The organism is Affinirhizobium capsici (assembly GCF_977018625.1).
The window spans coordinates 2,333,801-2,354,051 of sequence record NZ_CDRNXD010000004.1; the positions used below are offsets into that span (position 1 = coordinate 2,333,801).

A 20,251-nucleotide genomic window follows, 5' to 3' on the forward strand; every position below is an offset into this window, starting at 1 on the left:
TCCAAATTCACACTATCGGGTCTTGGCCCGCATAGGGATCAGATAGGCCGAGAGTGGCCAAAATGCGAGTCTCAAGCGTTTCCATTTCTTCGGCTTCGCCTTTTTCAAGGTGGTCGTAGCCGAACAAATGCAGAAATCCATGCACCATCAGGTGGGTCAGGTGCTCATCGAATGTCTTTTCCAGATCGAGCGCTTCTCGCTCGACAGTCTCACGCGCAATCACAATATCACCCAGCATCGGCCCAGTCAGATCACCAGGTTCGATGGGATAGGCAGGGAAAGAAAGCACATTCGTCGGCTTATCCTTACCACGCCACTCCGCGTTGATTCCGCGGATATCTTCATCATTGGTGAAAACCAGCGAGAGTTCAACCGGGTGAGAGGGGAAAGGTTGCCCCTCCTCACGTGCAAGATAGCCAGCAGACGCGTTCAGCACACGCTCCGCCATCGGCAGGAGGCTCTCTTCGTCGCCCCAGCGTTCGTCTTCAACGCTGATCTGTATGTCGAGTTGCGGCATGGCAGCAGGAATCGACTAGCGATCCTCTTCCTCGCTTTCCTCGTGAACGGCATATTGCGCGTCATAGGCCTGAACGATACGCCCGACCAGAGGATGGCGCACGACATCGGTATCCTTGAAGCGAATGACCGAAATACCCTCGACACCTTTGAGGATCTGCAAAGCTTCAACCAGACCGGATTTCACGCCACGCGGCAAATCCACCTGGCTTGGGTCGCCCGTGATGATCATGCGCGAATTCTCACCAAGGCGCGTGAGGAACATCTTCATCTGCATGGATGTCGTGTTCTGCGCCTCATCGAGAATAACGGCAGCATTGGCCAGCGTGCGGCCGCGCATGAAGGCCAGCGGGGCGATTTCAATCACGCCAGCGGTGATAGCACGCTCCACCTTATCGCCCGGCATCATGTCGTACAGGGCATCGTAAAGTGGACGCAGATAAGGATCGACCTTCTCTTTCATGTCGCCCGGAAGGAAGCCCAGCCGCTCGCCTGCTTCTACAGCCGGACGCGAGAGAATAATCTTGTCGACAGCGCCGCGCTCCAGAAGTTGCGCTGCATGGGCAACGGCGAGATAGGTCTTACCCGTACCGGCCGGGCCCACACCGAAGACCAATTCGGCGCGCTCGAGCGCGCGCATATAGGCATCCTGTGTCGGGGTGCGTGCGGAAATCGTCTTCTTGCGCGTTGAAATCTGCGCCATGGAAAGCTTGGCTTTCTTTTCCAGGGTCGGAAGCGTCAACTGGTCATCGGCTGCGACCGCCATGCGAATTGCACCTTCCACATCAGAAATTTCAACAGTACCGCCCTTTTGCAGGCGCTCATAAAGAAAATCGAGAGCACGACGCGCCTGATTCGTTGCCAAAACATCGCCGGTGATACTGACGGAATTGCCGCGGGCGCGGGCATCAATATGCAACCGCTCTTCCAAAAGCTTCAGGTTCTGGTCGAACTGCCCGAAAAGCTCGCTGGCCAGCCGGTTGTTTTCAAAGGTCAAGACGAAGTGGTTGGCGTCAGTCGCAGCAGTGCGTGTGTTGCGCGAGGATGATGGTACCAGTTCACGTCCGTTCAAGTAGGCATGCTCCAGTGGATGATGAGATGAGTTTAACGCTCAATTCGCTCTGCAAACAAGCTGTTTGGTCCAGCACCCACGACTCGTACAGAAATAATGTCACCAATTTGCGATGATTGCTGTTCAACATTCACTGATTGAAGCCAGGGCGAGCGCCCAATCAGTTGACCCGGCATACGGCCGGGCTTCTCCAAGAGCACCTCAATCACTTTGCCCACGCATGATTCGGAAAATGCCTGCTGCTGCTTCAAGAGAAGCGCTTGCAGGCGCTCCAGACGTTCCGCCTTTACTTCTTCCGCCACCTGAGAACCCAGCTCGGCACCCGGAGTTCCAGGGCGGGTGGAGTATTTGAAGGAGAAGGACTGTGCATAGCGCACCTCTTCGACAAGCCTGAGCGTATCTTCAAAATCCTCGTCCGTTTCGCCGGGAAAGCCGACGATAAAATCACCCGACAGAGCGATATCGGGGCGCGCGGTGCGGATGCGCTCGATCAGGCGCAGATAATCCTCAGCCGTATGGCGGCGGTTCATCGCCTTCAGGATTCGGTCGGAGCCTGCCTGAACCGGCAAATGCAGATATGGCATCAGCGCCCGTAGGTCACGATGAGCCTCGATCAGACGGTCATCCATGTCACGCGGGTGGCTGGTGGTATAGCGAAGGCGGGCAAGACCGGGAATTTCCGCCAAACGGTACAGCAATTCACCCAAGCCCCAGGTATCGCCCTTCGGACCCGTGCCGTGCCATGCATTCACGTTCTGCCCCAGAAGCGTGATTTCCCGCACACCGGCATCCACAAGCTTCTGCGCCTCATCGAGGATTTGTGACAGCGGCCGGGAAACTTCGGAGCCTCGCGTGTACGGCACGACGCAAAAGGTGCAGAACTTGTCGCAGCCTTCCTGAACGGTCAGGAAAGATGTCACGCCACGCGAGCGGATGACCTTCTTTTCCGGAACCGGCAAATGCTCGAACTTGTCTTCAACGGCGTAATCCGTCTCAACCACCCGCTCACCCTGCCGCGCACGCTTCAGGGCCTGCGGCAGACGGTGATAGGTCTGCGGACCGATGACCACGTCGACAGCGGAAGACCGGCGCAAGATCTCTTCGCCTTCGGCTTGAGCCACGCAGCCGGTGACGCCGATCATCATCTCACGGCCTTCTGCAGCGCGCTCCTTCTTCATGTCACGCAAGCGACCGAGCGCGGAATAGACCTTGTCCGCCGCCTTTTCGCGGATATGGCAGGTGTTTAGAAGAACCAGATCCGCCTCTTCCACGCTTTCGGTTGTCACATAGCCTTCGCTGGCCAGTGCATCGCCCATGCGCACGGAATCATAGACGTTCATCTGACAACCATAGGTCTTGATGAACACTTTGCGTGCGTTGGGGCGCGCATCGAGGCGCGTTTCGGAACAGTCTCCGTTCGCTGGCAACGGAGTGGGGAGAAGGGCTGTATGGTCGCTCATGCGCGCTTCTTTACTGCAAGATGGCCCGGAATTGAAGCGGTTTCAGCCCGCGCGTGGATAGAGACGCTGGTTGAGCATAGTGCGCAGCCGCGACACGATGGCGCTGCTGGCGATCTTTCGGTTGGTATCCTGGCGAAACTCCACCACCTCGCCAAAATCCACATCCACTTCCAGGGCTTCAGCCTTCAGCACGCCCATGAGGTGCGGCACCAGCTCAACATCTCCCGGCCATGCAGCTACGGGGCGATGATAGCGACCCATGGGCATGCCGTGAATGCCGGTATAGGCGAGCGATACCGGCTGCACATGCACCACGCCCTCCGGCGATGACGAAACGGCAGCGCTGGCCGCACCGAAGAGGGAGGATTTGATATCCAGCAGCCGGTTGCCGTTGGAGGTCGTACCCTCCGGAAACAGGACAACGATTTCGCCCCCGCTCAGGCGCGCTGCAATCTCGTTCACCTGATCGCCTGTACGGCGCTTTTGCTCTCTCGCCACAAAGATCGTCTTCTGAAGCTTGGCCAGAATGCCGAAGACAGGCCAATCCGCCACTTCCGCCTTGGCCACATAAACCACATCTGCCACGGCACCGAGCACCATGATATCTTTCCAGGAGACGTGATTGGCAGCAATCATCAAGGGGCGACGCGTTTCAAGCCTTCCATGGGTGCGGATGCGGATGCCGAGCAGGCGGCACGCAATCCGATGCCACCAGCGCGGCAGCCTGCGGCGGATTTTCCAGTCATATTTCAGCCCAAGCAGCTGCACTGGCAGAAGAACCATCGTGACCAGAGCCAGCAGGAACAGGATAAGGCCAATCCGCGCCCAAGCGATCACGTGTCGTCCTTGTCCAGCGGAATGCCGTAGAGTTCCAGCCGATGACCGACGAGACGAAAGCCGTGCTCACGCGCAATACGCTCTTGCAAGGCTTCGATTTCGGCGGAATGAAATTCGATGACCTCGCCCGTCTTCACGTCGATCATGTGATCGTGGTGCTCTTCCGGTACGGTTTCATAGCGTGAACGGCCATCGCGAAAATCATGCTTTTCAATGATGCCCGCATCCTCGAACAGCTTCACCGTACGATAAACCGTCGAAATTGAAATCCGCGAATCGATCTTGGAGGAGCGGCGATAGAGCTCCTCGACATCCGGATGATCGTCTGATTCCTGAAGAGTGCGCGCAATGACCCGTCTCTGCTCGGTCATCCTCATGCCTTTTTGGGCGCAAAGCTCTTCCAGTGATTTGGTCAGATCGGTCATTGGTCTCTCGGCCCTGGAAGTCTTGCCACGCCCGCCCCTATGCAGGCAGGCATTCTCAATCCCAACTTGAAACACATCTAGCTTAAAAAGCGGTGTGTTCCGGCGACAGTCTTTCGCACAGGGACTAGCGAAGATCGCGCTTCATGACAAGCGCCGCGGATCGCGTGCCATCCGCAGCCGCATAATAGGCTGGGCGGCGGGCCACCTGCTCAAAGGCAAGACGGCGATAAAGACCAATGGCGGCAGAATTCGTTTCTTCGACCTCCAGGAACATGCTTTCCGCACCACGATCGAATGCTTCCCGCAGGGCCGCCTGCATCAGCCTCCAGCCAAGGCCGGTACGCCCGAATTTCTCCGATACGGCGATGGTCAGAATCTCGGCCTCGCCTGCCGCCTCGCGTGCCAGCACGAAACCACCCAGGGGTCGGCTGAAAAAAGCATTCGTCTGGAGCGCACAGAAACCGAAGACACCGGGCTGGGTGAGAAGGCTTACCACTTCCTGCTCGCTCCATGGCCGCGCAAAACGCTGGCCATGCATGTCGGCTACGGTCGCGCAATCCTCATCGCGCATCGGAACGACATCGAAAAACGGCTTCCAGGTCAGATAGTCTTCGAACATTGAGAATCGTCAGGCGCGTGCGAGTGCAAATCCATCTTGGGGTTTAGCATCCGGTCCACGAAGGTAAAGCGGTTTTGCGATATCCACACCCGGTTGTGCCTGAGCACCCAATCTCGCGACCACGGCGATATCGAACCGATCCGGCTCATCGCTCTTCTCAAGACCGGAAAGCAAAGCGTTAGCAGAGCCGATGACGGCAGCCCGATGCTCCGCAACCAGAGCCTTCAGCTCGCTCAGCGACAGGCTTTGCGGTTGTCCAAGGGGCAAGCCCTGCCGATCAAAAGCTTGCGCATAAATTTCCTGTCGCTTGGCATCCATGGCGGCAACAACGGGGCGCGATGCATCTCCATCCAGATGCTTCATGGCGAGGGCCTGTAACGTGGAAACGCCGACAACATCGACATCCAGAGCCAGACCCAACCCTCGGGCAGCCGCCACACCCACCCGAATACCGGTAAAGGAACCCGGGCCGATGGTCACAGCGACACGATCAATAGAAGGTAAAATGAGTTCTGCACTGCGTAAAGCCTCTTCGATCATGGCCATCAAGCGCTCCGCATGACCTTTGCCAATGCGATCCGTGACCAGTGAGAGCGCGCGCTGTTTAGAGGCATCGTAGATTGCGGCGGAGCAATCCACCCCCGCCGTATCGATTGCGAGTATTTTCATGGAAGCTTAGAGGGCTTCGACAGCCTGAACTTCCGGCACGAAGTGACGGAGCAGGTTCTGAACGCCATGCTTCAATGTGGCTGTGGAGGATGGGCAGCCTGAGCAAGCGCCCTTCATGTTGAGATAGACCGTGCCATCCCGGAAACCCTTGAAGGTGATATCGCCACCATCCTGGGCCACAGCCGGGCGAACGCGGGTTTCCAGCAGTTCCTTGATCGTGGCGACAATTGTCTCATCGCCATCTTCGAAGAACTCACCTTCTTCATCCGTGCTTTCGGCAAAGCTGGCAGAACCGCCCATGACCGGCTGACCGGACATGAAGTGTTCCATGATCGAGCCCAAAATAGCAGGCTTCAAATGCTGCCATTCCTGCGCTTCCTTCGTCACGGTGACGAAATCGTAGCCGAAATAGACGCCCGTGACGCCCGGAATGGTGAACAGGCGCGCTGCCAAAGGAGAGGCTTGCGCATCCTCGGCATTACGAAATTCCGCCGTTCCCTTTTCCAGCACCACCTTGCCTGGCAGAAACTTGAGGGTAGCCGGGTTCGGCGTGGCTTCGGTCTGGATGAACATGTCGCATCTCCTTGGCAGCTCTTTACAGCGCCAGTTTAGAATTCTTCAAAAGAAGATAGTCGCATTCAGCTTTCCGTTCAAGTGCGCCTTTGTGAATGAACGGTCAAGGCCCATCAGCAGAGCGCATCGATTTCATCATCCGAAAGCGTCTCCGGCAGCACGGTGACTGGAATTGGGAAAGCCGTGGTTCGGCCCGCAAGAGAGGCAACCAGTGGCCCCGGCCCTTCCTTGGCGGATCCTGCGGCCAGAACCAGAATAGCGATGTCACGATCCTCCTCAATCACGGCATTGATTTCATCGGCGGCGTTACCCTCACGGATCACAATCTCGGGATCAATGCCAATGGTTTCCCGCACCTTTTGGGCGGTCTTGGCCATGACGGCTTCGGCTTCCTCCTGCGCCTCGGCCCGCATGATCTGTTCCACGCCCAGCCATTGCTGGAAATCGCCTTCCGGGATCACGTAGAGAAGCACCAATGCGCCATTCGTATTTTGCGCACGACGACCGGCATAATGCACGGCGCGTTCGCATTCTGGCGTGCCGTCTATTACGGCCATGAACTTGCGCCGGTGGCCCTCCAGCCGCGACAACCGCTTTGAAACCATATGTCCCCTCCGCATACCTCGACCAACTGGATCGAGATCGCGAATTTATACCATATCAGGCAAATGAAAACCCGCCGGTGCTACAACCGGCGGGCGTCATAATGATATCAGGTTTCAGCGCAAAAAGCCGATAATGTCGTAGACGTCGTTCATGACAAGTTCGGCGCGGGCACGGGCGCGCTCGCCGCCGTCCCTCAGGATCGCGTCAATATGGCTGGTATCGCCCATCAGGCGGCGCATTTCTTCCGTGATCGGGGACAGAACCTGCACGGCAAGATCGGCCAGCGCCGGTTTGAACACCGAGAACTGCTGGCCGCCGAATTCCTTCAGCACGTCAGCCTTTGTCTTGTCCGAAAGAGCCGCGTAAATCCCGATCAGGTTATCCGCTTCCGGGCGGCCTGCCAGACCTTCGATTTCTGATGGAAGGCCATCCGGGTCCGTCTTTGCCTTGCGGATCTTCTTCAGGATCTCGTCGGCATCGTCCATCAGGTTGATGCGCGACAGATCGGACGGATCAGACTTCGACATCTTCTTGGTGCCGTCTCGCAACGACATGACGCGAGGTGCCGGACCATCGATCAGCGGCTCGACCAGCGGGAAGTAACCATGGATAGGCTCCTCGCCCACAACCATGTCCACGCCTTGGCCCGTCGCGCGGATTTTCTGCTGGAAATCGATGTTGAACTTCTGGGCAATATCACGCGCCAGTTCCAGATGCTGCTTCTGGTCATCACCCACCGGAACGTGAGTTGCGCGATAAACCAGAATATCGGCTGCCATCAGGCTCGGATAAGCCAAGAGACCGAGCGATGCGTTTTCGCGATCCTTACCCGCCTTGTCCTTGAACTGCGTCATGCGGTTCATCCAGCCGATACGGGCGACGCAGTTAAAGATCCAGGCCAGTTCCGCATGCTGCGGCACGGCGGACTGGTTGAAGACGATATGGTTCACCGGATCGATGCCGGATGCGATGAAGGCAGCGGCGATGGAGCGAATCTGACCCTTCAGATCTTCATGCACCAATTGAGCGGTGATCGCGTGCAGGTCCACGACGCAATAGATGCAATCATTGTTTTCCTGAAGCGCCACGAATTTGCGGATCGCGCCGAGATAATTGCCGAGATGCAGGTTGCCGGTGGGCTGAACGCCAGAGAAAACAAGCGGCTTGAAGCTGTTCATATCGTCCTCGATAGGCTGGTGGAGGGCCACAGGCTTTCGGAAACGAGGCTTCGAAAAGGGTGATTGTGTCTTTCCGCGTCTCGCCCCGGACGGCCAGGGGTTTCAAGCCGCGCTCTAAGCACGGCAGCACTATGCGATCAAGAGGCCATCACGATGTGTGCTGGATCAGATCCCATAAATTTCCGTAGAGATCGGCAAACACAGCGACGGTTCCATAGGACTCGTGACGCGGTTGCTCCAAAAAGCGCACGCCCATGACCTGGAAAGCTGAATGATCACGCGCAAAATCATCTGTTTTCAGGAAGAAACTGACCCGTCCGCCCGTCTGGTTTCCGATCCTCTCGCTCTGGGCTTCATTGTCCGCCTTCGCCAGCAGGAGACCGGCACCCGCCTCCCCCTTGGGACGCACGACGAGCCAGCGCTTTCCAAGCTCGTCCAGAGGCGTGTCAAAGGTGCATTCGAAGCCCAAAATGTCACAGTAGAAGCTCTTGGCTCGATCGTAGTCATCGACGAGCAAAGTAACGAGAAAGACAGACGCGTGAGACATTCCTACCTCTCGAACATGGAAACGCCCGGCGAACCGGGCGCTTCGGGTTAATGCGTGAAAGCAGCAGCGATCAGCGCTTTCGTATAATCCTGGGCGGGGCTGTCGAAGATATCCTCTGTCGGTCCCTGCTCCACGATCCTGCCATTCTTCATGACAATCACATGATCGGAGATGGCCCGCACCACCGAAAGATCATGACTGATGAAGACGTAGGATAGATCGTGCTTCTGTTGCAGGTCACGCAGAAGCTCGATCACCTGACGCTGGACAGAACGATCAAGCGCCGAGGTCGGCTCGTCCAGAATGACGACCTTTGGTTTCAGGATCATCGAACGGGCAATCGCGATGCGCTGCCGCTGGCCGCCTGAGAACTCATGCGGGTAGCGGTTGCGGGCTGCGGGATCGAGTCCCACTTCCTTCAGCGCTTCGATGGCCCGTTTGTCGCGATCCGCCTTGGTCAGGTTCGGCTCGTGAACAAAGAGGCCTTCGGTGATGATTTCGCCCACCGTCTGACGCGGAGAAAGCGAACCGTAGGGGTCTTGAAACACAAGCTGCATCTGGCGGCGGAATGGCCGCATGCCTTTGCGATCCAGCTGCGTAATATCCGTGCTGTTGAAGCTGTAGCGTCCATCCGATTGCAGCAGACGCAGCAAGGCCCTGCCGAGCGTGGATTTGCCGGAACCGGATTCGCCCACGATGCCGATGGTCTGGCCCTGGCGAAGCGTGAGATTGACGCCATCCACCGCACGGAAATTGCGGCTGCTCCTGAAGAAGAGGCCAGAACCGATTTCGAAATCGACCGTGACATTGCGCCCTTCGAGAATGATGGGTGCTTTATCTGCTGGCGGCTCCTTGGAACCGGAAGGTTCGGCCGCGAGCAGCATCTTCGTGTAATCCTGTTGCGGACGCTCAAAGATATCGTCGCGGCTTCCCTGCTCCACGATCTCGCCCCGACGCATGACGACCACACGGTCCGCCACATGCTTCACCACGCCCAGATCGTGGGTGATGAGTACGATGGCCATGCCGAAGCGCTTTTGAAGATCAGCGAGAAGCTCCAGGATTTGCGCCTGAATAGTCACGTCAAGCGCGGTTGTCGGCTCATCCGCGATCAGAAGGTCCGGTTCGTTGGCAAGCGCCATGGCAATCATGACACGCTGACGCTGGCCGCCGGACATTTCGTGCGGATAGCTATCAATACGCCGTTCCGGCTCTGGAATGCCCACCAGTTTCAGCAGTTCCAGCACGCGGCTTCTTGCCGCCCTCTTATCCATGCCGCGGTGGTGGATCAGCGGCTCGGCAATCTGCTTGCCGACCGTGTAGAGCGGATCGAGCGATGTCATCGGTTCCTGAAAGATCATGGTGATCTTGGAGCCGCGCACCTTGTTCAGTTCGCCCAGGTTTGCACCCACCAATTCCTTATCGCGGTAGCGGGCAGAACCGGAGACGCGCCCGTTCGCGGCGAGCAAGCCCATAATCGCCATCATGGTCTGGCTTTTGCCGGAACCGGATTCACCAACAATTGCCAGCGTCTCACCCTTCTTCACCGAAAAGCTCGTGCCTTTAACGGCCTGAACATCGCCGTCCGGCGTGGTGAAATCGACCTTGAGGTTGGAGACCGTCAGAACGGTTTCGTGTGTTTCCATCTTTTCCATCTCAACGGTCCTTCGGATCGAGCGCATCGCGCAGGCCATCGCCCACGAAGTTCAGCGAAAACAGCGTGAGAACGAAGAAGATGGATGGGAAGATGAGAAGCCAGGGCGCGCCCTGCATGTTCTTGGCACCTTCCGAAATCAAGGTACCCCAACTTGCCAGCGGTGCCTGAACACCAAGGCCGAGGAAGGACAGGAAGCTTTCAGTCAGGATAACCTGCGGAACAACGACCGTGACAAACACGATGACGGGACCAATCGTATTGGGAATGATGTGACGTCGGATGATCTGCCAATCTGTCAGGCCCAGCGCCTGTGCCGCTCCCACGAATTCCCGCCGTTTGAGCGAAAGTGTCTGACCGCGCACGATACGGGCCATTTCCAGCCATTGCACAGCGCCGATCACGATGAAGATCAGCATGACCGAGCGACCGAAGAAGACCACCAGCACGACCACCAGGAATACGAAGGGCAGCGAATAGAGAATTTCCACCAGTCGCATCATGATGTTGTCGACCCGTCCGCCCAGATAGCCGGAGGTCGCACCATAGATGACGCCGATGCCAAGCGACACGAGCGAGGCCGCAACGCCAACCGCGATCGATATCTGCCCGCCCAGCATGACGCGGACCAGAAGATCGCGGCCGTTGCTATCGGTGCCGAAGAGGAAATATTGCTGATCGACATGGCCGGTCAGCACCATGGAGAGCTGATCGGGTGCCGTTTCCTTGACTTCCGTTCCCTTGAACTCGTTCACCCGATCGAAATAGCGCACCGTGCGTGGATCGATTGGGCTGGAAGCGGAAACCTTGGCGGTGAAGGTGCCATCTTTCACCTCGAAACTATCGAGGTTGAGGCGAGCGCGTTTAACCGCGGATGTGGCTACATCCTCAAGGGTCTTTGGGTCGGGACGCGGCGTGAGGCTCGGCGCGATCGTCACATAGGACGGAAACACCTGATCATAGGTGTGCGTCATAAAAAATGGACCGACAAAAGAAAACAGGCCGATGAGAAGCAGCATGAAGCAGCCGCCCATGGCAGCCTTGTTGCGGCGAAAGCGCAGCCAGGCAAGCTGCCCAAGGCTTCGGCCCTGCACTTCCGGGGTGGAGTTTACGGTATCAGTCATGGCGAACCCTCGGGTCGAGCAGGCCGTAGGCAATATCGACCAACAGGTTGAAGACGATCACGAAGATCGCAACGAGGATGACGGTGCCCATGACCAGCGGATAATCGCGGTTGAGCGCACCGAGCACGAAGTAGCGGCCAACGCCGGGAATGGTGAAAATGCTTTCCACCACCGCAGAACCGGTCAACAGTGCCGCAGCACAAGGCGCAAGGTAGGAGACGACCGGCAGCATGGCCCCGCGCAAAGCGTGCGTGACAACGACCACACGAGACGGCAGGCCATAGGCCTTGGCGGTGCGGATATGATCCGTGTGCAGCGCTTCGATCATGGCACCGCGTGTGAGGCGGGCAAACACCGCCAACTGCGGCAAGGCCAGCGCGATGATAGGCAGAATGAGGAACTGGATGGAACCATCCCCCCAGCCCCCGGCTGGCAGCCATGACAGCATGATGGCAAAGATCAGCGTCAGCACCGGGCCAACGACGAAGTTCGGCACAGTCACACCAACCGTGGCAAAGGCCATAAGCCCGAAATCCAGTACCGAGTTTTGCCGAAGTGCCGCAATGGTTCCGAGCAGCACACCGCCGATCAAAGCGATCAGGATTGCCATGGAGCCAAGCTGCATTGAGTAAGGCAGCGCCTTGCCGATCAGCTCAGCGACCGTATTATCCTTGTAGATAAAGCTCGGCCCGAAATCGCCAGTGACAGCATTTCCAAGGTAGTGAATGTATTGCTTCCAGATAGGCTGATCGAGCTGATAGGTGGCCATCAGGTTCGCCATGGTCTGGGGTGGAAGCGGACGCTCGAGATTGAACGGACCGCCAGGCGCAAAGCGCATCAGAAAAAACGATATCGTCACGACGACGAATACCGTGGGCACGGCACTCGCCAATCGGCGCAGGATGAAACTGATCATGGTTCAAACGATGACGCGCACCGTTCGGATGAGAACGGCGCGCGTCATGCTCCTTTTTCGATTACTTGTCCGAGACGCTCAAAAACTTGGAAAGATGCTCGTTGACGGCATTATCCTGCCAGCCTGCAACGCGGGATGCGACAAGCCAAAGATTGGCATTGCCCATGACCGGCGCAATCGGCTGATCCTTGTTCAGGATTTCCTCGGCCTTCTTCAGGATTTCCATGCGCTTTGCAGCATCGCGCTCATCATAAGACTGCTTCATCAGCGCATCGAATTCCGCGCTCTTGTACTTGCCGTAGTTGAACGAGGTGTTGGTGCTGACCAGTAGAGCCAGGAAGTTTTCCGGGTCGGCATAATCCGCAGACCAGGATGCACGCGCTACGTTGAACTTGCCGCCTTCCTGCAGGAACGCATAGTGCGAAGCGACATCGAGGTTGACCAGCGATACCTTCGCACCAAACGTGTTCTTCCACATATCAGCCAATGCGGTTGCCACACGTTCATGGTTGGTATTGGTGTTATAGCGGACTTCGATGTTGAGCGGCTTGCCGCCCTCACCGTAGCCAGCTTCCTTCATCAAGGCGATGGCCTTGTCTTCACGGTCGATCTGCGACAGCGATGCCCAATCAGGCTTTACGCCTTCGCCGTAACCTTCCATGCCGGGCGGCACAAGGTGGTAAGCAGGGATCTGAGCCCCGGAATAGATTTCATTGGTGATGAAATCACGGTCGATGGCCATGGAGAGAGCCTGGCGAACGCGCACGTCGCTATAAGGTGCTTCGCGATTGTCGAAGGCGAAATAATAGGTCGCCAGCGATGGCGTCACGTGTACCTGGTCTTTGTAGGCTTCACGCAGGCGTTTGATCTGTTCTGCGGAGAAGTTGTAGACCAGATCCATCTCCTTGGCCTCGAAACGGCGCACGGATGCGGCATCGTCATCGATTGGGTAGAAGACGACCTTGTCCAGCTTCACATTCTTGGCGTCCCAGTAGTTCTCGTTCTTTACGACAACCAGCGTGTCATTCGGAACGTGTGACTGAAGCTTGAATGCCCCATTCGATACCATGTTGCCCGGCTTCACGAACTGATTGCCGAACTTCTCGTAATTGGCCTTGTTGATGGGCAGGGCCGTGTAATGCGCCAGAAGCTGAAGGAAGAAAGGCGTCGGGCGCTCAAGCGTGATCTCAAACGTCTTGGCATCCACTGCCTTTACGCCAAGCTGGTCTACCGGCGCTTCGCCCTTGTTCACCTTTTCAGCGTTCTTGATTGGGTAGAGGATGTTGGCGTATTTGGCAGCCGTCTTCGGATCTTCCACGCGGCGCATGGCGAAGGCGAAATCTTCCGCCGTTACCGGCGTGCCATCAGACCACTTGGCGTCTTCGCGCAGCTTGAAGGTATAGACGGTGCCATCATCGGAAATCTTCCAGCTTTCGGCAGCGCCGGGCACGATCTCACCCTTGGCGTCGTAGATGGTGAGGCCTTCGAAAAGGTCCTTCACGACGAAGCCTTCGATATCGATGGAAATGTTTGCGTAATCCAGCGTCTGCGGTTCTCCGCCGTTGCCGCGATGCAGGACAGCTTCCGCGAACGCATTGCTGGCACCGAATAAAAGAGCGCCTGCGAGAACAGTCGTCGCGAATCTGTGCTTCATAAATGACATGGCTTTTTTGCCTTTCCCCGAACGGTCATTTTCATTTTTTGCATCGATTAAAAAATGCGAACATTGATCGGAAGACAAGTAGGCCGCGCTTATTAATGCTGAAGCAGCCCATTCAAAACGCTGAAACCTGGTATGAATTTGCCAAAACCGTGGCAGGTTTCTCAAGTTTTCCCCAGGCTCTCCACAGGGAGGCTATCGGAAAAAACCTGCAACCATCAATGGTTAACGGATCTTAACGAAAAAGGCACAAAAGCCTCATAATTGAGCAAATTCGTCCTTACTGGCGTCACTTTTAGAAACGAAATGCTCCATCAGTTCCATTCAGCCCCTTTTGAGGGCAAATAAACTGACGGAGACAATATGCGCTTGCTGTTATGCGTCGCGCTCGCCGGCATCCTCGCAGTGACCCATGCTGTGGCAGGAGAAACTCAAAGTGTGAAAAAACGTCGCGCCAACCTGTTCAAACATGATTACAGCGCAGCTTATACGGTTCAGCGTGTCAGCGTTCGCACCGGTTGCTTCCCGGAAAAGCTGGAAGCCATCCTCGCCCATATCGCCCTAGAGACCGGGCGCAAACCAATTGTTACATCTGGGCATCGCCCCAGATCCGGCACATCGCAGCATAGCCATTGTCTTGCCGCCGATATTCGTGTGCCCGGTGTTTCCGACAAGAAAATCGTCGCGGCAGCGTCCAGCGCCCCCGGCATCGGAGGCATCGGCCGCTACTGCAACGGTATCATCCACGTGGATGTTGGACCAAAGCGCCGCTGGGTCTATTGCTGATCATCGACTGGCTTGGCAGGCGCGGCACGACCGCGCTTTAGATTGCGACTGAGCATACCAAGATCAGCTCCGCCGATGAGGAAGGCGGTCGCAAAATACACCAGCATCGCGATGCCGATCAGCCCGAACAGCGCCACCAGCTTGTGCAGGAAGGCGCTTCCCGGCTGAAGGTATCCCACCACATGGGACTGGGCATAGAGAAGCGCCGCAGCCATGACGCCAGCGGACACCATCAGGAGCAGTACCCGGCGCGCAAAGGACCATTCCCAACGCAGATTGCCTCTCCGCCAAAGTGTCAAGAAGAGAAGTAGCGTGTTGATCCAACCAGCAGCAACTTCCGCCGTGGCAATGCCGCGTTCTGCTATGATCGGAAAAAGGGAGATGGCAAGCGCGGAGTTGACCACCACCGAAAGCATGGTGAAGCGCATCGGCGTCTTCGTATCTTCCCGCGCATAAAATCCTGGCTGAAGCGCCTTGATCAGCACGAATCCCGGCAGGCCCAATCCATAAATCGCGAGGATGGAGGCCACAACTGCCGTATTTTCCGCATGGAACGCACCCCGCTCATAAAGAACGCGGATAATGGGTTCGGACAAAATCCAGATGCCAACGGCGGCGGGGAGCGTCAAGAACAGCACAAATTCCAGCGAGCGGTTCTGGATATTGCCCGCCTCTTTCATATTGCCGGATTTTAGCGCCCGTGAAAGCTCCGGCAGCAGCACGACGCCCACGGCAACGCCGACTACACCAAGCGGCAATTGGTATATGCGATCCGCATATTGCAGGGCGGCAATTGCACCTTCCTTGCCGGAGGCGATGGCCTGCCCGATGATCTGGTTGATCTGGGTAATGCCACCCGTCACCGCAGCAGGAACGGCTAGAATCAGAAGCCGCTTCACATTCGGAGTCATTTTCGGGCGGCGAAAGCCGATGCGGATGCCCGCATGGCGCACACCGAAATAGACGATGGCCAATTGCACGATGCCAGAGGCCAATACGCTCCAGGAGAGATACCATCCTGTCGTCAGAGGGTCGGCACCGCTCCACAACGTGTAGAACAGAGTGCTGATCATGATCACGTTGAGGAAAACGGGCGCAATGGCAGCGGCAAAAAAATGGTGTAGCGAATTCAGCATGCCGCTCATCATGGCTGTCAGCGACATGCACATGAGATACGGGAACATGACGATGGCCATGCGAACGGTAATGGCCGTTTTTTCCGGATCGTCCGCAAAGCCCGGTGCGATGACCCACCGCACCAGAAGCGGCATGCAAAGCTCCATCACGATGGTGATGGCGAGCAGTGCGGTAAAAAGAACACCGAACACTTCCTCCGAGAAGCGCTTGGCACCATCGACGCCGTTTGCCTCGATTTCCTTGGAAAACAGCGGTACGAAAGCGGCGTTGAAGGCCCCTTCCGCAAAGAGGCGGCGAAAGAGGTTCGGGAAACGAAAGGCGGCGTAGAAGATATCCGCCATCGGTCCCGTACCGAGTGCTGCGGCCATCAGGGTTTCACGGGCAAAACCGAAAAGGCGGCTGCCCAACGTCGCGCCGCCGACAGTTGCAAACTTCTTGACCAGGCTCATGCGTCTGCCTTCGTCTTGCGCGGAGGATTGGCGGCACGAACAGCAACCGGATCGGGCGCGATAATGCCTGACGGCATGCCGCGCCGCAGTTCGTCTTCCTGATCGCTCAACACCGTCTTGAGACGCTGCACAATGGTGCCCTGCCGGTTCTCGTTGGTGATCTTCTGCCCCACCAGATCGGTGACATAGAAGGTATCGATGACCTTTTCACCAAAGGTAGTGATGCGCGCTGAATGAATATCCAGCGAAAGATCGGCGAGAACCACCGTCATGTCAGCAAGAAGACCGGTGCGATCCAGCCCCTCCACCTCGATCACCGTAAACTTGTTCGATAGCGTGTTTGAAATTGTCGCCGATGGGTGAACGATGAAGGTCTTGTTCTTCTTCTTGGATTTGGCGCGGGTGGCTATGACTTCCGGCAGGCGCTTCTTGCCCGCCAAAACATCCTCGATCATGCGGCAGACCGTTCCGGCGCGGCGCAACTCATCCTCGTCGCTCTGGAATTCGCGATTGATGAGGATGGTATCAAGCGCCCGGCCATCGGTGGTGGTGTAGATCTGCGCATCGGCAATGTTGGCGCCGGTTGCGGCGCAGGCACCCGCGATGATGGACAGAAGGCGCGGATGGTCAGGTGCCAGCACCGTGATTTCCGTGATGGCACGAAAGCTATCGGTGCGAACCATGGTTGCCAGCGCATGGCCTGCCTTATCCGCATCGCGGATGAATGTCGCATGGCGAACCTGATCCTCCAGCGCGACGGAAAGAAGATAAGGCTGGTAGTGGAGCTTGGAGTAGGTCTTGCGGTCCTTCTGGCTCCATTCGGACAAAGCATCGGCCAGCGCTTCTGCCGCAGCCTTGGCCCGCTCCTTGCGGGAGACCTCAGAAAAACCGCCGGAAAGCAGCAATTCCGTCTCGTAATAGAGTGTGCGCAGCAATTGGCCTTTCCAGCCATTCCAGACGCCGGGACCGACAGCCCGGATATCGCAAATGGTCAGGATCAGCAGCATTTTGAGCCGGTCGAGCGACTGAACCGTTTCGGCAAAATCCGTGATGGTCTTGCGGTCATGTAGGTCGCGTGTCTGGGCGACCATGGACATGGCCAGATGCTGATCGATCAGCCATGCCACCAGTTCCGTTTGCTTTGGCTTCAAACCAAAGCGCGGGCAGAGCTTGCGAGCGACACGGGCACCGGCGATGGAATGATCTTCCTGCCGGCCCTTGGCGATATCGTGTAACAGCACAGCGACATACAGCGCTTCCCGCTCCTCGATATGCGGCATCAGCTGATTGGCCAGCGGGTGATCGTCTGCAGATTTTCCCTTGTCGATCTGCGACAATGCCTCGACGGCGCGGATCAGATGCTCATCGACGGTATAGTGATGATACATGCTGAACTGCATCATCGCGACGATCTTGCCGAATTCGGGGATGAAGCGGCCGAGAACGCCCGATTCGTTCATGCGGCGAAGCGTGAGCGCCGGATCGAAACGCGACGTGAGGATCGAGAGGAACAAGCGGTTCGCTTCCGCATCCTCGCGCAGATTGTCGTCGATCAGGCGGAAATTCCGCGTAATCGCTTTCAGCGCATCAGGGTGATATTCGAGGCCATTCAGATCCGCGACATGGAAGAGGCGGATGATACTGACTGGATCGCGCTTGAACACATCCGGGTCTGCCAGTGCGATGCGTCCGCGATCTTCCACGAATTCGGAGCTGCCAGCGATTTTGCGAACCCGGCGGCGAAAGCGCCCGATGACGCCCGTGATGCCAGGAGCGGGCTTCGCCTGCTCTTCCTCTAATGCGGAGCAGAGAATCCGCGTAAGATCGCCGACATCCTTCGTCACCAGGAAGTAGTGCTTCATGAAGCGTTCCACGGCGGGAAGCGTGCGGCGGGTGCTATAGCCGAGATTTGACGCAATTTCGCGCTGGATATCGAAGGACAAGCGCTCTTCTGCCTTGCCGGTCACAAAGTGCATCTGGCAGCGCACCGCCCAGAGAAAATCCTCTGCCTTCTGGAACAGCCGCCATTCCTGACGGGAGAGAACGCCAAGTTTGACGAGCTGAGCGGCATCGCGAACGCGGTAATGATATTTGGCAATCCAGAATAGAGTCTGGATATCGCGCAAACCGCCTTTGCCTTCCTTCACATTCGGCTCCACCAGATAGCGCGTATCGCCCGCTTTCTGGTGCCGCTGGTCACGCTCGCCGAGCTTTGCTGCGATGAAATCCTCTGCGCCATGGCTGATGATCTCGCTGTCGAAGCGCGACTGCAATTGATTGGCAAGAGGTTCGCGGCCGCAGATGAACCGCATTTCCAGAACGGCGGTGCGGATGGTCATATCCTGATTGGACAGGCTGATGCACTCATCCACCGTGCGGGTGGCATGGCCCACCTTGAAACCGAGATCCCAGAGCACATAGAGCAGGAACTCGATGGCTTTGCGCATATCCTCGGTATTTTTGGAGGGCAGAAGGAAAAGCAGATCGATATCCGACCCCGGGGCCAACGTGCCACGTCCGTAGCCGCCGACGGCTGTTATGGCTACCTGCGAAGCCGCTGCCGGGTATAGACGTTGTGTCACCGTTTCAAAGATGATGGTAATCAACTGGTCCTGAATATAGGAAATGCGCTCTGCGCAATTCAGGCCGCTGCCATCCTGCGCCAGAAGCTCGCGAGCCTTTTCGCGCCCCTCCACGCTTGCCTTGCGCAAGACGGGCAGAAGGGCGGCTCGCATTTCGAGCACCTTTCCCGCGCCGTTTTCAAGGATGGTTTCGCATTCCTGGCGCAGATGCGCCAAATCCAGAAGTTCGGAAAAATCGATTTCTTCTCTTGCCATGTCTTCCCGCCGGGTGCCGCGTCCCTCGGTCTATAGCCTTATCGGCATGTGCTTGCATAATGTTTTAGACGCGCTGCGCTTCTATTTGGCACAGTGGGTGCGCGCCTGTTTCCAGAGCGTTTCCGTCGCTCGATTGATTTCACACCGGACGGAAATTTCCAATCCTTGGTTTATCAATTCTTGAGGCGGATTTTGGTTCGCCACTCTGACGGGCTTTTGCCGGTCACACGCCTGAACTCGCGATTGAAATTGGATTTGGTGCCAAATCCGCATTCGAACATCAAGCTCGTAAGCGGCTGATCGGTCTCTCGCAGGAGGCGGCAAGCTTCCTGAATGCGCCGGTTGTTGACGTATTGCGAAACATTGAGCCCCTTCGCCCGATTGATGGCTGCCGACACTTCCCTTGGTGTTGCCCCGGTTCGCCGCGCAAGCTTTGCAAGGCTCAAGTCTTCCTGGCGGTAGAGAGCATTTTCATCCAGAGCAGCCTCGATGCGGGAGAGCAGCGCGGCATCCTCTGCGCTTGTGGCAGGAGGGGACGGCTCGGCAAAGCCCGGTTTTTCGCGACCAAAAAAATCCGGGACGAAGTAATAGAGTGTGACCACGAAAAGCGCTGTGAAATTCATCGCCGTAACTGCGACGGGCACCATGGCATTGCCATAAAAGAAGGTCGCACCAGCCAAGAACGCATCTGAAAGCCCGAAGAACAGCAGCAGGATGGCCGAAAGACGCGCCGCCCGCACCGCTGGCAGCATGCGCTGCAAAGAGGTTTCCGCCAAGGTGTTTGATCCCTTCGAAGTCAGGCCAAACAACAACATGCCGTAACAGATGAACTCCAACATCAGGAGGAGATCAACAAGATGCTGAAATATGCTGACAGCCAGGAGAACAAGCAGCGGCGCAATAACATGCAAGAACGGGCGAGCCACTGGCGTTACTGCCAAAGAGCGGAAAGCAAGGTAAGCAAGCGGCGGCATCAAGGATGCTGTAACCGGCTGAACGAGATGCAGCCATTCGATACCATAGCCAAAGCGAAGCCCGATAATTGCCCCCTGCACAGCATAGGCAATCAGGAACACGACGAAATAGCGCTTGGAACCCGGCGTTTCCACGCCCTTCAAATTGCGATGCAGCGTAAGCGCAAACACCAAGCCGACGATGAATGGCAGTGGAATGGAAAGCAAGGCGC

General features: G+C 57.0%; 19 protein-coding genes. 1 reads left to right on the forward strand and 18 read right to left on the reverse strand.

Annotation, left to right across the window (positions count from 1 at the left end; all coding sequences use genetic code 11):
* Positions 1-7: 7 nt before the first annotated feature.
* From ybeY to AC0JZ1_RS14635, 15 genes are all read right to left on the reverse strand, one after another.
* Positions 8-517 (reverse strand): rRNA maturation RNase YbeY, encoded by a 510-nt coding sequence (ybeY, locus tag AC0JZ1_RS14565; RefSeq protein ID WP_471883052.1) that lies wholly within the window; start codon positions 515-517, stop codon positions 8-10.
* Between the two features lie 15 nt (positions 518-532).
* Complete coding sequence (locus tag AC0JZ1_RS14570; RefSeq protein WP_471883053.1) at positions 533-1,588, reverse strand: PhoH family protein; 1,056 nt, start codon at positions 1,586-1,588, stop codon at positions 533-535.
* A gap of 32 nt (positions 1,589-1,620) precedes the next feature.
* Entirely contained in the window at positions 1,621-3,048 is a 1,428-nt protein-coding gene (miaB, locus tag AC0JZ1_RS14575) for a tRNA (N6-isopentenyl adenosine(37)-C2)-methylthiotransferase MiaB (protein WP_471883054.1), read from the reverse strand.
* A gap of 42 nt (positions 3,049-3,090) precedes the next feature.
* Positions 3,091-3,885, reverse strand: a complete 795-nt coding sequence (olsA, locus tag AC0JZ1_RS14580) for a lyso-ornithine lipid O-acyltransferase (protein ID WP_471883055.1) — start codon at positions 3,883-3,885, stop codon at positions 3,091-3,093.
* The gene (locus AC0JZ1_RS14585; protein ID WP_471883056.1) at positions 3,882-4,310 is read right to left on the reverse strand and encodes a Fur family transcriptional regulator; all 429 of its coding nucleotides are present in this window, start codon (positions 4,308-4,310) and stop codon (positions 3,882-3,884) included. The genes olsA and AC0JZ1_RS14585 overlap by 4 nt, the downstream gene beginning before the upstream one ends.
* A gap of 124 nt (positions 4,311-4,434) precedes the next feature.
* Positions 4,435-4,929, reverse strand: coding sequence for a GNAT family N-acetyltransferase (locus tag AC0JZ1_RS14590; protein ID WP_471883057.1), 495 nt, complete (start codon positions 4,927-4,929; stop codon positions 4,435-4,437).
* A gap of 9 nt (positions 4,930-4,938) precedes the next feature.
* Positions 4,939-5,598 carry a tRNA (adenosine(37)-N6)-threonylcarbamoyltransferase complex dimerization subunit type 1 TsaB gene (gene tsaB / locus AC0JZ1_RS14595; protein ID WP_471883058.1) on the reverse strand — a complete coding sequence of 220 codons (660 nt, stop codon included), beginning with the start codon at positions 5,596-5,598 and terminating at the stop codon, positions 4,939-4,941.
* Positions 5,599-5,604: 6 nt separating this feature from the next.
* Positions 5,605-6,171, reverse strand: coding sequence for a NifU family protein (locus tag AC0JZ1_RS14600; RefSeq protein ID WP_471883059.1), 567 nt, complete (start codon positions 6,169-6,171; stop codon positions 5,605-5,607).
* 113 nt (positions 6,172-6,284) lie between these two features.
* Complete coding sequence (locus tag AC0JZ1_RS14605; protein WP_471883060.1) at positions 6,285-6,776, reverse strand: universal stress protein; 492 nt, start codon at positions 6,774-6,776, stop codon at positions 6,285-6,287.
* Positions 6,777-6,890: 114 nt separating this feature from the next.
* Entirely contained in the window at positions 6,891-7,955 is a 1,065-nt protein-coding gene (gene trpS, locus AC0JZ1_RS14610; RefSeq protein WP_471883061.1) for a tryptophan--tRNA ligase, read from the reverse strand.
* A 148-nt stretch (positions 7,956-8,103) separates the two neighbouring features.
* The gene (locus AC0JZ1_RS14615) at positions 8,104-8,502 is read right to left on the reverse strand and encodes a VOC family protein (protein WP_471883062.1); all 399 of its coding nucleotides are present in this window, start codon (positions 8,500-8,502) and stop codon (positions 8,104-8,106) included.
* A 47-nt stretch (positions 8,503-8,549) separates the two neighbouring features.
* A complete protein-coding gene (locus AC0JZ1_RS14620; protein WP_471883465.1) occupies positions 8,550-10,148 on the reverse strand; it encodes an ABC transporter ATP-binding protein in 1,599 nt (532 codons plus the stop codon).
* A gap of 10 nt (positions 10,149-10,158) precedes the next feature.
* The gene (locus AC0JZ1_RS14625) at positions 10,159-11,280 is read right to left on the reverse strand and encodes an ABC transporter permease (protein ID WP_471883063.1); all 1,122 of its coding nucleotides are present in this window, start codon (positions 11,278-11,280) and stop codon (positions 10,159-10,161) included.
* Entirely contained in the window at positions 11,273-12,196 is a 924-nt protein-coding gene (gene oppB / locus AC0JZ1_RS14630) for an oligopeptide ABC transporter permease OppB (protein ID WP_471883064.1), read from the reverse strand. The genes AC0JZ1_RS14625 and oppB overlap by 8 nt, the downstream gene beginning before the upstream one ends.
* Positions 12,197-12,257: 61 nt before the next feature.
* Complete coding sequence (locus tag AC0JZ1_RS14635; protein ID WP_471883065.1) at positions 12,258-13,859, reverse strand: peptide ABC transporter substrate-binding protein; 1,602 nt, start codon at positions 13,857-13,859, stop codon at positions 12,258-12,260.
* Between the two features lie 360 nt (positions 13,860-14,219).
* On the opposite strand from AC0JZ1_RS14635, the gene AC0JZ1_RS14640 reads away from it, so the two are divergent.
* A complete protein-coding gene (locus AC0JZ1_RS14640; RefSeq protein WP_471883066.1) occupies positions 14,220-14,642 on the forward strand; it encodes a YcbK family protein in 423 nt (140 codons plus the stop codon).
* Here the strand turns inward: AC0JZ1_RS14640 and murJ are convergent.
* The 3 genes from murJ to AC0JZ1_RS14655 form a co-directional block, all read right to left on the reverse strand.
* Positions 14,633-16,228, reverse strand: a complete 1,596-nt coding sequence (murJ, locus tag AC0JZ1_RS14645; RefSeq protein ID WP_471883067.1) for a murein biosynthesis integral membrane protein MurJ — start codon at positions 16,226-16,228, stop codon at positions 14,633-14,635. The two genes, AC0JZ1_RS14640 and murJ, sit on opposite strands and share 10 nt — an antisense overlap.
* Positions 16,225-19,065, reverse strand: a complete 2,841-nt coding sequence (locus AC0JZ1_RS14650; protein WP_471883068.1) for a [protein-PII] uridylyltransferase — start codon at positions 19,063-19,065, stop codon at positions 16,225-16,227. The genes murJ and AC0JZ1_RS14650 overlap by 4 nt, the downstream gene beginning before the upstream one ends.
* A 173-nt stretch (positions 19,066-19,238) precedes the next feature.
* Positions 19,239-20,246 carry a helix-turn-helix domain-containing protein gene (locus AC0JZ1_RS14655; protein ID WP_471883069.1) on the reverse strand — a complete coding sequence of 336 codons (1,008 nt, stop codon included), beginning with the start codon at positions 20,244-20,246 and terminating at the stop codon, positions 19,239-19,241.
* Between the last annotated feature and the right edge of the window lie 5 nt (positions 20,247-20,251).